The following is a 12,951-nucleotide window of genomic DNA, read 5'->3' as shown; positions in this document are numbered from 1 at the left end:
GAATGAGCACGAATAACTCAGATATGAATGATAAGTACGGAAAAGTAGCTGTAATGATGGGCGGTTTTTCAGCTGAGCGTGAAATTTCACTATTATCTGGTGGGGCAGTCATTAAAGCATTAAAAAATAATGGTGTCGACGCGATTGCTTTTGATCCCAAAGAGGAATCGCTTAGTAATTTAAAAACAAAAAAAATTACTAGAGTTTGGAATGCATTGCACGGACGTGGCGGTGAAGATGGGCAGATACAAGGGTACTTGCAAATGGAATCGATTGCTTATACGGGTTGCGGTGTAATGGCCTCGGCTTTGGCAATGGATAAGTTGCGCACCAAGTTAGTTTGGCAAGCCTTGAAATTACCGGTAGCCAAACATGCAATGGTCGCTACTGGAAATATATCAGAGAGCTACGCAGAAGAACTTTTAAATTCATTAAATGGTTGCGTAATGGTTAAGCCTATTCGCGAAGGCTCAAGTGTAGGTATGGCCAAAGCTAAAACAGTTGGAGAATTACAGACTGCAGTTGCCGCCGCGAGCGAATTTGATCATGAAATTATGCTGGAACAATGGATTGATGGTGATGAATTCACGGTTACGATTTTAAACGGCAAAGCTTTGCCCAGTATTCGAATGGAAACACCCAATACGTTTTATGACTTTTCCGCTAAGTATGAAAGTGACACTACAGAATATCATTGCCCTAGCGGTTTAAGTGACAAAGAAGAAAGTGAATTAGCGGCAATCAGCGAGCAAGCGTTTACAGCTATAAATGCTCACGGTTGGTCAAGGGTTGATTTTTTAAGAGATAAAAAAACAAAGCAATGGTATTTGCTGGAAATCAATACAGTGCCGGGAATGACAGAATCAAGCTTGGTTCCAAAAGCCGCTGAAGTGGCAGGCATGAACTTTGAAGATTTAGTGATGAAAGTTTTAGACACTAGTTTTATAGAGAATAGATAATTATTAGTTATGGCGAAAAAAGTAAACAAACGCAACGTGAGAAAAGCCACAGAAACAAAAAGTGGTTTTACTCAACTTAGCCAAAGATTAAAAAAATCCCTAAAGTGGTTTTTAGGATTGATGGCAGGCGTTACTTTGACTTTAAGTTTAGTGTTTGTCGCTATTTGGACCGCGGGTGTCGATACAGGAAATTGGTTTCAGCTAAACCGTTTAGAAGTTAAAGGTCAAAAGTATACACAAGCAAATGAACTGTATGAGGCTTTTAATAATATTGAAAAGCGTGGCTTCTTCAGCTTGGATGTTGCCGCAACAGAAGAACTGATTATTGGCTTGCCTTGGATCAAGCGAGTTCAGCTACGCAAAGTATGGCCGGCGACCTTAAGTTTACAGGTAATTGAACATGAGCCTTTGGCGTTTTGGGGCGGCACTGGTGTGGTTTCTAAAGAAGGTACCGTTTTTTATCCGGAACAGTTGCCTAATGAGAACTGGGTTAGCTTAAATGGGCCTGAAAAAATAGCTTCTGAACTGACAGAGTTACTGCAGGATTATCAGTTAGAGCTTTCGAAAAAAGAATTGGTGGTTTCATCCATTAATTTATCTGAACGCGGAGCAGTGGATATCACACTAGCTGAAGGAATTGAAGTAAAGCTTGGTAACTACCAAGTGGCAGAAAGGTTAGGACGATTTTTATCACAAGTAGATAACTTAAAGAGTTATAAAAAAGATCCATTGGCTTATGTGGATTTACGTTATCAAAATGGTTTAGTGGTTGCTTGGAATACAGATAGCTCTGAACAAGCAAGCGTTTTAAATGACAACAGCAATAGGTAAAGCTATGTCGAAAACTGGGGAAAAAAGATTAATCGTTGGCTTAGACATTGGTACTTCAAAAGTCGTAGCCATTGTAGGTGAGGTGAGTGCTGACGATAGTGTCGATATTATTGGCATAGGCTCACATCCTTCGCGCGGTTTGAAAAAAGGTGTGGTGGTTAATATTGAATCTACGGTCGCATCAATTCAAAGAGCAATTGAAGAAGCTGAGCTGATGGCGGGTTGCCAAATTCATTCCGTCTACACCGGTATCGCCGGCAGCCATATCAAGAGCTTGAACTCGCACGGCATAGTAGCGATTAAAGATAACGAAGTAGGTAGTTCAGATGTGGAACGTGTCATAGATGCTGCAAAAGCTGTGGCAATTCCTGCGGATCAAAAAATTCTACACGTATTACCACAAGAATTTATTATCGATAATCAAGAAGGTATTCGCGAGCCAGTGGGCATGTCAGGCGTTCGTTTAGAAGCGAAAGTTCACATGGTGACAGGCGCAGTTTCTGCCGCGCAAAACATCACTAAGTGTGTTGCTCGTTGTGGACTCGATACCGAAGATGTGATTTTAGAGCAGCTTGCTTCTAGCTATGCGGTGCTGACAGATGATGAGAAAGAATTGGGTGTTTGCTTAATTGACATTGGTGGCGGTACTACGGATATCGCAATTTTTACTGGTGGCGCAATCCGTCATACAGCGGTCATTCCAATCGCCGGCGATCAAGTGACAAATGATATAGCTGTTGCTTTAAGAACGCCAACTCAGTTCGCCGAAGAAATTAAAATTAAATATGCCTGTGCGTTAAGACAATTAATAAATCAAGATGAAACTATTGAAGTGCCAAGTGTGGGTGATAGAGACCCTAGACGCTTATCACGTCAAATTCTTGCGGATGTGGTTGAGCCGCGTTACAGCGAATTATTCGAGTTAGTACAAGCTGAAATTCGTCGTAGCGGTTTTGAAAGCATTATTGCCGCTGGAATGGTGATTACTGGCGGAGGTTCGAAGATGGAAGGTGTTATTGAACTTGCCGAAGAAGTATTCCATATGCCAGTGCGTCAAGGTATGCCACAGCATATTAAAGGTTTAGTAGATGTGGTTAAAAATCCAATTTATGCAACTGGCGTTGGTTTGTTGTTGTATGGCAAAGATGACGAAGGTCATCACAGAGAAAGATCCACCAATAGCTTCGACAGTATTTGGGATCGTATGAAGAGTTGGTTTAGTGGCTGGTAAATAGCGATTAAACAAGCAAAAGTAAGAGAGTTGTTTAACAGGTAAACAAAAATGAAGGGGAAAGGTTATGCCTAATATGTTTGAGTTAGTAGACAGTTGTCAAAACAGCGCTGTCATTAAAGTTATTGGTGTTGGTGGTGGTGGTGGAAACGCCGTTGAGCACATGGTGCAAGCCAACATCGATGGTGTTGAATTTATTTGTGCCAATACGGATGCACAAGCTTTGCAGGCTTCTTCTGCAAAGACCACTATCCAAATTGGTCAAAACATTACCCGTGGTCTAGGCGCCGGTGCTAACCCAGAAGTGGGTCGTCAGTCAGCAATGGAAGACCGCGAAATTATCATGGAAGCACTACAAGGTGCAGACATGGTATTTATCACCGCAGGTATGGGCGGCGGCACAGGTACTGGCGCGGCACCAGTTATTGCTGATATAGCAAAAGAAATGGGCATTTTAACGGTTGCTGTGGTTACTAAGCCCTTTAAGTTTGAGCGCAAAAAACGCATGCTGTTAGCAGAACAGGGCATAGATGAATTGCGCAATGTCGTTGATTCATTAATTATCATTCCAAATGATAAGTTGGTGGCTCAATTTGCAGGTTTACGCTTAACGGAAGCTTTCGCATCAGCAAACTCAGTCTTACATGGTGCGGTACAAGGCATCGCTGAGTTGATCACATGCCCTGGTTTAATCAACGTAGATTTCGCTGACGTAAGAACTGTGATGGCTGAGCAAGGCCAAGCGATGATGGGTACTGGGATTGCTTCTGGCGAAGGTCGTGCACAAATTGCTGCCGATATGGCAGTGGCGAGTCCATTACTGGAAGATGTTGATTTATCAGGAGCGCGCGGTATTTTAGTTAACATTACGGCTAATGAAGATTTCACTATTGATGAATTCTCTGAAGTTTGTGAAGTAATTGAAGATATTGCTCATGAAGATGCTACCGTGGTAGTGGGAACTGCTATTGACCAAAACATGGGTGATGAAATCCGTGTTACCGTGGTTGCAACAGGTTTGGGGCAAGAAGCCGGTATGCGTTTGGTCAGCAATAACCAAGAAACTGCCCGCAAGAACTCGGGCGAGATGGACTATAATAAGTTGGACTTACCACCAGCCTTACGTCAACAAGCGGGTTCTGTCGAAACTGAAAGGCTTGCTAAAGAGTCACAGCAGAAAATGGCGGTTGGTAGTGATGTTGATAACTTTTTGGATATCCCAGCATTCTTGCGCAAGCAAGCGGATTAAAGCTAGAAGTTGAATTAAGCAAAAAAAGATTGAAACTAATCGAATGATTAGTGCTCGAAGAGATAAGGATAGGGCCCCTTCATCCCTCCTTATCTCGCCCTAGTTAGGGCAAAATTGAAGATGGGATATTGATTGAAATTTTGGCGTTATGAAATTCTTTGCAAAGAAAATTCAAACACTTGTTCAAAAAATGTTCAAAAAATGTTCAAACAAGTGAAACTTTGTGTTAATATTCGCTGAAATTATGCATGGAAATTGCATAAATTATTGATTTTTAAGTAAATGATTTTTGGAAAGAAGGATTTTCTTAAAAACGGAGAAGTAAATGATACGACAAAGAACTCTTAAAACGACTATTCGTGCTACGGGAGTAGGCTTACACACAGGTGAAAAAGTCTATTTGACTCTACGTCCTGCGCCAGTGGATAACGGTATTGTTTTTCGTAGAGTTGATCTTGACCCTGTAGTTGAGATTCAAGCAGCACCAGAAAATGTTGGTGATACCACTATGTCAACTTGCTTAGTGCAAGATGGAGTGCGGATTTCGACGGTAGAGCATTTATTGTCGGCAATGGCTGGTTTAGGAATTGATAATGCCTTTATCGATGTTTCAGCACCAGAAGTTCCTATTATGGACGGTAGTGCGAGCCCATTTGTGTTCTTACTTCAATCTGCCGGCGTTTCAGAACAGAATGCGCCTAAGAAGTTTATTCGTATTAAAAAACGTGTCAAAGTTGAAGACGGTGATAAGTACGCAATTTTTGAGCCTTTTGATGGGTTTAAAGTTTCTTTCACTATTGATTTTGATCATCCAGTATTCAAGAAAAGTCGACAAACTTCGGTCATCGACTTTTCAAGCACTTCTTTTGTGAAAGAAGTTAGCCGTGCTCGTACCTTCGGTTTTATGAAGGATATCGAGTTTTTGCGTCAAAATAACTTAGCATTAGGCGGAAGCCAAGAAAATGCCATCGTAATGGATGACTATCGTGTCCTAAACGAAGACGGATTGCGTTATGACGATGAATTCGTGAAGCACAAAATTTTAGATGCTATTGGTGACTTATTCTTGTTAGGTCATTCTTTAGTGGGTGCTTTCTCAGGTTGCAAATCAGGACATGCGCTAAATAACCAGTTGATTCGAGCTTTGATGGCTGATGAAAGTGCATGGGAACTAGCGACTTTCGATGATGCCAAAGCAGCACCAATATCCTACATAATGAATCCGGCTCTCTCTGTATAAAGTTAGGGGCAAATTTAGGATAACTAATAACGGATTAAAAGATAAACGCTTGTTATTAAAAGATAAAATGGAATTGGCGCTGAAATAAGCGCCAATTGCGTCTCTGACAACCGAGAAATTCTAAAGTAATTACTCGATTGGAGAGTTAAAAATTAGGTCGCACTTTTATTTCGATACTAATTAAAGATGGAAACTCATTGGCTCTTAGTTGAGACATGAGTTCTGAGGAAAAATACCTCAAACGATTGAGCCAAATGGCGCTATCTGCAACCAGGTTGAGTACATTATTTTCTATAGACTCAACACGGCAATGAGCTTGAAGCTCTTCAGGCATATAGCTCTCAATTGTTTGAGCTACGGAATTTAGGCAATTGGCCTTATCAAGCAATGCCTTTAACTCTCCTTTTGGATTAGTTAAAGAGTCAGTGACTGATTTGGCTCGGAATGGACGCTTCATAAGCTACAGTTTTGTTGAACAAGCATTCTGGGCTAAATATGTGGTCAGCTTTAGATTTTAAGCCGACTTGAGTTGTTTTACCACCACTAAATTCCAGTGGATATTTTAGGAATTGTAAGGTGGTTAATTGATGAGTTTGATAGATGCGAATTACCCTGATTAAAAGTACTCAGCAAGGAATTAAAGCTTTAGAAATGAATCGTGCAAAGATTATTGCAACGCTTATTTTAGCAGCCCTAACCTTGGTTACTATCGTAGTGATCACGGTAGCTGTGACTAAATGGAGCGTTCAACAAAATCTAGTGAGCGAAGCTGCCATTAATCAATGGAGCCAAGAGCTTAATACGCAAAGACAACAGCTAGCAAGCGCCAAAGCTCGCTCAGAACAGCAAATTCAAGCGCTTTCAAGCCGCCTGGCAACAATGCAAGCACATATATTGCGCTTGGATGCTGTAGGTAATCGCGTAGCAAATGATATGGGTATTGCAGACGAGTTTGCATTCAATGATAAACCAGCTATTGGCGGTGCTGAAGCTTCTGAAACAGCAATTACCCCAAGCTTCAATGAGGTCAGCTCCTCTTTAGATAAACTAGAAAATAGCATTTTGGCACAGGAACAGCAGTTGAGCGCCTTAGAAGCTATCGTATTCGATAAGGATATTAATGCTGAGCAAAAAATATCGGGTAGACCCATTAAAAAAGGCTGGTTGTCATCTCCTTATGGCAATCGTGCCGATCCCTTTACAGGTAAAAAAGATTGGCATCCAGGAATAGATTTTGCAGCCTTATCTGGATCTGAAGTGATTGCTACAGCCGCAGGCGTGGTAACTTCAGTTGGAGTTAAGTCTGGTTATGGTAAGTTTATCGAAATTAACCATGGTGATGGTTACAGTACTCGATATGCTCACAATAAAGAATTGTTAGTAGAAAAAGGCGATATGATTAAAAAAGGACAGGTTATTGCTAAAGTAGGAAATACTGGCCGTTCTACTGGGCCTCATGTGCATTATGAAGTGATGCGTAATGGTCGAAAGTTGAACCCTTATCGTTATATCAAGCAATAGTTAAAAATTGTACAAAAAAGCTCCAAACTGGAGCTTTTTTTATGGCAAAAATTTCTTTTAGCCCTTGTTTTTAAGTACTTAAACCCCATAAGTAACTTTAATTAGCTGGCTATTGGTCGGAACGGTACTTTTTTCATTTACAGTCGGTCGATTATCGGTACAATCAATGGCTTTATAGAATAACGCAAGCCTATTCAAGAGCGCTAAAACTAAGCCTCATAACTAGATAAGATAAACAAATTATGGCCTTTTTAAGAAAACTCTTCCCAAACAGAAATGAACGCAATTTAAAGAAATTACGTAAGCCGTTAGCCAAAATTAACGCGCTAGAAGATGACTTTGCTGCTTTATCAGATAATGATATCAAAGCGAAAACCGAAGAGTTTAAAAAACGTTATCAAGACGGTGAGTCATTAGACGACTTGCTGCCTGAAGCTTTTGCAGCCGTGCGAGAGGCGAGCAAGCGAACATTAGGCATGCGCCACTTTGATGTACAACTTATCGGCGGGATGGTTTTACACAGCGGAAAAATTGGCGAAATGCGGACAGGTGAAGGTAAAACCTTAGTTGCAACTTTACCTGTTTATTTGAATGCTATTTCTGGGAAAGGTGTTCACGTTATTACGGTGAATGACTATTTGGCGCAGCGTGATGCTGAGTGGATGTCACCTATTTATGACTTCTTAGGTATGAGTGTTGGAGTCATTTTGTCTGGCCAAAGCCACCAACAAAAGCAAGAAGCCTATGATGCGGATATTACTTACGGTACTAACAATGAATACGGGTTTGATTATCTTCGCGATAACATGGCTTTCCAAAAAGAAGAGCGCGTTCAGCGCGATTTAAATTTCGCGGTTATTGATGAGGTGGATTCGATTCTGATCGATGAAGCAAGAACCCCTTTAATTATTTCTGGTGCCGCTGAAGACAGCTCTGAATTGTATCGCGCAATTGATCGCTTGATTCCTCAGTTAGAAGTACAAGAAAAAGAGTCCGAAGAAGGCCAAGAAGATACCGGCGACTACACTATTGATGAAAAGGGTAAGAGTGCTCATTTAACTGAGCGTGGTCAGGAAAGAATTGAAGAGTTATTAATCAATAGCGGATTAATTCAAGAAGGACAAAGCCTTTATAGCCCTTCTAGTTTGATTTTATTACATCATGTTAATGCCGCACTTCGTGCACACACGTTATTTAAGAAAGATGTGGATTATATTGTCAACGATGGTGAAGTCGTGATTATCGATGAGCATACGGGGCGTACGATGGAAGGTCGCCGTTGGTCAGAAGGTCTACATCAAGCAGTAGAAGCAAAAGAAAAGGTTAATATTCAAAACGAAAATCAGACCCTAGCATCGATTACCTTCCAGAATTATTTCCGACTATACGGAAAACTTTCAGGTATGACTGGTACAGCCGATACTGAAGCACCTGAGTTGCTAAGCATTTATGGTTTGGAAGTGGTGGTAATTCCAACAAACAAACCTATGGCGCGAGATGATCGAGGCGATTTAATTTACTTAACACAACAAGAAAAATATCTTGCGATTATTGAAGAAATTAAAGAACTACAAGCAAAAGGTCAGCCAGTATTAGTCGGTACAGTCACTATCGAATCATCTGAACTGATCTCAAAAGAATTAAAGAAAGCTAAAATTAAGCATAATGTTCTGAATGCAAAGTTTCATGAAAAAGAAGCCGAAATTATAGCTCAAGCGGGTCGTCCTGGAACGGTAACTATTGCTACCAATATGGCCGGCCGTGGTACCGATATCGTATTAGGCGGTAACTTAAAAGCTGATATTGCTGCTTTGGGAGATAACCCTTCAGAGTCAGCTTTAGATACAGCAAATAGCGAGTGGAAAGAGCGCCATGAAGCGGTCTTGAATGCTGGTGGTTTAGCCATTATTGGTACCGAACGTCATGAGTCTCGTCGTATTGATAATCAGTTACGCGGTCGCTCAGGCCGTCAGGGTGATCCTGGTTTAAGTCGTTTTTACTTATCGTTAGAAGATGATTTAATGCGAATTTTTGCCTCAGAACGTTTAGGCATGATGATGCAGCGCTTAGGTTGGGAAGAGGGCGAAGCACTTGAACACCGCATGGTCTCAAGAGCAATTGAAAATGCACAAAGAAAAGTAGAGCAGCGTAACTTTGAAATTCGTAAAAACTTGCTTGAATATGATGATGTGGCTAATGATCAACGTCGAGTAATTTACGAGCAACGTAATGACTTAATGGATTTAGAAGATATTTCTGAAACCGTTGAGGCTATGCGTGAAGATGTCGTAAACGAGGTCGTTAGTGAGTATATTCCTCGTCAATCGATCGAAGATATGTGGGATATAGCAGGCCTTGAAGAGCGACTTTATCAAGATTTCGCGAACGACATGCCTGTGCGCAAGTGGCTAGACAGTGATGATGATTTAGATGAAGACGGCTTGCGTGAGAAGATTTATCAATCTGTACAAGAGAATTACCAAGCTAAAGAATCTAATTTGCCAGAGCCAAAATTAATGCGCACTTTAGAAAAGCAAGTCATGTTACAGCATTTAGATATGCACTGGAAAGAACATCTGGCTAATATGGATCATTTGCGGCAAGGTATTTGGATGCGTGGACATGCGCAGAAAAATCCTAAGCAAGAATATAAGCGTGAAGCGTTTGAATTATTTTCAGTGATGCTAGACAGATTAAAAAATGATGTTGTTACGGTACTGTCAAAAGTTCAATTCCAAATGCCAGAAGAAGTGCAGGCAATGGAGCAGCAGCAAAAACAACAAACCATGAACTTTGAGCATGAATCTAGTTCTGCAATGCCCGAGCAAGAAACGGCGGCGAAGCAGGCTGAAACGTTTGTTCGCGAACAACCAAAAGTTGGCCGCAATGAACCTTGCCCTTGTGGTTCAGGTAAGAAATTTAAACAGTGTCATGGTCGGGTGACTCAGTAAAAATATCAGGGAAGCAAGAGCTTCCCTTTTTTATAACTGAGAGAAAAATTTAGCGATTTCAAATCTACTATTAGAACGAATTTTTATGCATAAAACTATTCACGTTGCTGTTGCCGTCATTATTATAAAAAACAAAGTGCTAATTGCTAAAAGAGCAGAGCATTTACACAAAGGCGGTTATTGGGAATTCCCAGGCGGTAAAGTCGAACCAAATGAAACTATCGAAGATGCACTGGTTCGGGAGTGCCAAGAGGAGCTTAATATTATACCTACTCAAACTTCCTCATTACAAAAGATTGAACATTACTATCCAGAAAAAAAAGTATTACTAGATGTTTGGTTAGTCGAGGACTATTTAGGTGTGCCGCAAGGGTTAGAAGGGCAGCCATTGGTTTGGATTTACAAGCAAGATCTGAATAACTACAAATTTCCTGAAGCTAACCAAGCAATCCTAGAAGCTTTAATGGCTTAATTCTTTTTTGCGAGTTGCTCAACCAATTCAGGATCAAGTTCCGCGCCAGCGATACGGTGAGATTCACCAGCCCATTCACCTAAATCAATTAATTTGCAGCGTTTAGAACAAAAAGGTTTGTATTGCTCTGACTCTCTCCAGCGGACAGATTGTTTACAAGTGGGGCAAGGTACTATCAAATCTTTGGTCATAATGTAACTAGCAAATGGATAAGGAAAAGCTGTGATCTTCAGTGGAGGCAACTATATCATCAGTGCTGGCGATTAAAAAGCGAATATTAAAGCAATGCTTAGAACCACTGACTTCGGGAAAAACCGAGGACTCTTCGGGCAGGCGGATTCGTAGTAGTTGTGCCGACTGTCCTTTAGCGAAGCTATATTGGAAATGAGCATTTTCTGTACAAACTTGTTCGAAGCTGGCATTTTCTCTAAATAAGCGCAATAAGATTTTTATCGATTGATACAAGCCGTCAAAGTGTTTGAACCAGGTACTAAATTGCTGTTGTTTCTTTTCAAGAGACTGATGTAAAAAGCGATGTAATTCAGGCAGATCAAAACTGCAGGATCCACCTGGGATCCGCATTCTATTATTTATTAACTCTATAAATCGCTCTTTGCGTAATTGCGAACCAAACTTTCCAGGATAATTACTAAGCCATTTAAAAATTTGTTCGATTTGAGAAAGAAACTTATTAAGTTTTACTTCGTCTATGTAAGGATTGTCAGCTAATTGCTGAAAGTGAAGTTTTTGCTGTTCAAGTTCTTTAAGTAAATCACCCTTGATATCACCACGGTCTAAGCAGTCTAATATTTCTAATAAATTATGAAGTGCAGATATATGGCTTGCGTGAGTAGTAGATTGTGTTAATTGTATTTGATGAGTAAAAAGTGTTTCAAGACGCAAATAGGTTCTGACTTGCTCATTTAATGGGAATTCATACAAGATAGTCATCGCTTTGTCTGAACTGTGTTGAGCAGTCATTAGATTATTAATTTTTTGCTATTGATAGATATTTATTATGTAGATTTATAACTTGATGTTGCAAGTAATGCAAATCCTTTGAGTTTTCTATTACATCGTCAGCAATTGATAAACGCTCAGCTCTACTGGCTTGAGAATTAAGAATGGCTAAAGCCTGAGCTTTGCTAGAGTTATCTCTTGCCATAAGTCGTGCTAGCTGCTGCTCTACGGCACAATCAACCACTAAGACTCTATCGTACAATTGATATTGTTTAGATTCGAACAACAGAGGTATAACGCTTAACGAATAACTAGACTTGGATTGTGTTTGTAGCGATTCCATTCGTTTCCTTATTAGTGGATGAAGTAAACCATTTAACCATTCACGTTCTTGTTCATCTTCAAAAACAATAGACCGTAGCAGCCCTCTGTTAAGGCTCCCATCTGAGAGGATAACTTCGGAACCAAAGTAATTCCTTATAGATTCTAACCCTGGGGTTTCTGGAGCAACGACTTCTCTGGCAACAATATCAGCGTCAATGACGTCTACGTTTAGTTCAGAAAAAAAATTTGATACAGCGGTTTTGCCACTTGCAATACCGCCAGTTAAAACAACTTTAAAGCTCATTTAAATGCTAAAGAACTGAACATATTGCTCAGTGATAAGTTTCCCCCAAATAAGGCTGACAAAGCCGGCAATGGCAAGGAAAGGGCCAAATGGTATTTTATGCTCTCTTCCTTGTTTTTTAACAGCGATTGATACTATTCCGATGATGGCTCCTGCAACGGTTGATAGTATAATCACTAGAGGAAGCATTTGATAGCCAACAAAAGCACCGATCGCTGCTAGAAGCTTAAAATCACCATGCCCCATGCCTTCTTTGCCTGTGATTATTTTAAATAACCAATAAATAGACCAAAGTATAAGATAACCTGCTAAAGCACCAATAACCGCTGACTCTAAATTGGATGCAAAGTTAGTCTTAGGGTTTTCTACTATTAAGGCTGCAAACAACCCAAACCATACTAAAGGCAGAGTTAGTTGATCGGGTAATATTTTATGGTCGTAATCGATGAATGAACCACAAATAAGATAACTGACAAATAGTAGTGCAAATGCTAGCGACCAATTAAATCCGAAATGATATGCACACAGAGCGAATAGAGTCGCCGTTAATAATTCCACGAAAGGATAGCGTGCAGAAATTTTCGTTTTACAGTTTTTACATTTACCACCAAGAACAAGCCAGCTGATCACAGGAATATTTTCTATAGCTGAAATAGAGTGTGAACATTTAGGGCATTTCGAGCGTGGCGTTTGTAAGTTATATTTTTCTGGAAGCTCATCGGCAGGACAAGATACGTTACACTTTGCATCTGTGAGTATTTCGGTAGCTGTTTGTTTCCATTCGCGGTTTAATATTTTGGGGAGCCTATGGATCACCACATTATAAAAACTACCCAATAAAAGACCGAGTACAAAAATAAAACCTACCAAAAGAGGTAGGTTTGTTGAAAGAAGTTCTATCATAGTTTT

The 12,951-nt window shown here is 40.3% G+C and carries 13 protein-coding genes; 8 read left to right on the top strand and 5 right to left on the bottom strand.

Annotated elements, in window-relative coordinates; all coding sequences use genetic code 11:
- Positions 1–2: 2 nt before the first annotated feature.
- The 5 genes from GJS41_RS04590 (at position 3) to lpxC (ending at position 5,510) form a co-directional block, all read left to right on the top strand.
- Positions 3–959: a D-alanine--D-alanine ligase gene (locus GJS41_RS04590; RefSeq protein WP_227551247.1), complete on the top strand. Its 957-nt coding sequence runs from the start codon at positions 3–5 to the stop codon at positions 957–959.
- 9 nt (positions 960–968) lie between these two features.
- Positions 969–1,790 carry a cell division protein FtsQ/DivIB gene (locus GJS41_RS04585; protein ID WP_154246139.1) on the top strand — a complete coding sequence of 274 codons (822 nt, stop codon included), beginning with the start codon at positions 969–971 and terminating at the stop codon, positions 1,788–1,790.
- 4 nt (positions 1,791–1,794) lie between these two features.
- Positions 1,795–3,021, top strand: a complete 1,227-nt coding sequence (gene ftsA, locus GJS41_RS04580; RefSeq protein ID WP_154246980.1) for a cell division protein FtsA — start codon at positions 1,795–1,797, stop codon at positions 3,019–3,021.
- A gap of 67 nt (positions 3,022–3,088) precedes the next feature.
- Positions 3,089–4,270 (top strand): cell division protein FtsZ, encoded by a 1,182-nt coding sequence (gene ftsZ, locus GJS41_RS04575; RefSeq protein WP_154246138.1) that lies wholly within the window; start codon positions 3,089–3,091, stop codon positions 4,268–4,270.
- A gap of 325 nt (positions 4,271–4,595) precedes the next feature.
- Entirely contained in the window at positions 4,596–5,510 is a 915-nt protein-coding gene (gene lpxC / locus GJS41_RS04570) for a UDP-3-O-acyl-N-acetylglucosamine deacetylase (RefSeq protein WP_154246137.1), read from the top strand.
- A gap of 145 nt (positions 5,511–5,655) precedes the next feature.
- Here lpxC and GJS41_RS04565 read toward each other — a convergent pair whose 3' ends face one another.
- Positions 5,656–5,967 carry a DciA family protein gene (locus tag GJS41_RS04565; protein ID WP_154246136.1) on the bottom strand — a complete coding sequence of 104 codons (312 nt, stop codon included), beginning with the start codon at positions 5,965–5,967 and terminating at the stop codon, positions 5,656–5,658.
- Between the two features lie 143 nt (positions 5,968–6,110).
- On the opposite strand from GJS41_RS04565, the gene GJS41_RS04560 reads away from it, so the two are divergent.
- The 3 genes from GJS41_RS04560 (at position 6,111) to mutT (ending at position 10,454) form a co-directional block, all read left to right on the top strand.
- The gene (locus GJS41_RS04560; protein ID WP_154246135.1) at positions 6,111–7,031 is read left to right on the top strand and encodes a M23 family metallopeptidase; all 921 of its coding nucleotides are present in this window, start codon (positions 6,111–6,113) and stop codon (positions 7,029–7,031) included.
- A gap of 242 nt (positions 7,032–7,273) precedes the next feature.
- Complete coding sequence (gene secA / locus GJS41_RS04555; protein WP_154246134.1) at positions 7,274–9,982, top strand: preprotein translocase subunit SecA; 2,709 nt, start codon at positions 7,274–7,276, stop codon at positions 9,980–9,982.
- A gap of 85 nt (positions 9,983–10,067) precedes the next feature.
- The gene (gene mutT, locus GJS41_RS04550; protein ID WP_154246133.1) at positions 10,068–10,454 is read left to right on the top strand and encodes an 8-oxo-dGTP diphosphatase MutT; all 387 of its coding nucleotides are present in this window, start codon (positions 10,068–10,070) and stop codon (positions 10,452–10,454) included.
- On the opposite strand, the gene yacG is transcribed toward mutT, so the two are convergent.
- From yacG to GJS41_RS04530, 4 genes are read right to left on the bottom strand one after another with little or no spacing between them, the layout of a single operon-like run.
- On the bottom strand, positions 10,451–10,645 hold the full coding sequence (yacG, locus tag GJS41_RS04545; RefSeq protein ID WP_154246132.1) for a DNA gyrase inhibitor YacG: 195 nt from the start codon (positions 10,643–10,645) through the stop codon (positions 10,451–10,453). The two genes, mutT and yacG, sit on opposite strands and share 4 nt — an antisense overlap.
- A gap of 7 nt (positions 10,646–10,652) precedes the next feature.
- Positions 10,653–11,435 (bottom strand): cell division protein ZapD, encoded by a 783-nt coding sequence (gene zapD, locus GJS41_RS04540; protein ID WP_227551246.1) that lies wholly within the window; start codon positions 11,433–11,435, stop codon positions 10,653–10,655.
- 7 nt (positions 11,436–11,442) lie between these two features.
- Positions 11,443–12,042: a dephospho-CoA kinase gene (gene coaE / locus GJS41_RS04535; protein ID WP_154246131.1), complete on the bottom strand. Its 600-nt coding sequence runs from the start codon at positions 12,040–12,042 to the stop codon at positions 11,443–11,445.
- Entirely contained in the window at positions 12,043–12,945 is a 903-nt protein-coding gene (locus GJS41_RS04530; protein ID WP_154246130.1) for an A24 family peptidase, read from the bottom strand.
- Positions 12,946–12,951 lie beyond the last annotated feature (6 nt).

This window comes from Kangiella sp. HZ709, from assembly GCF_009674675.1.
Lineage (GTDB): Bacteria > Pseudomonadota > Gammaproteobacteria > Enterobacterales > Kangiellaceae > Kangiella.
This window is presented reverse-complemented; position numbering and strand designations above follow the sequence as displayed.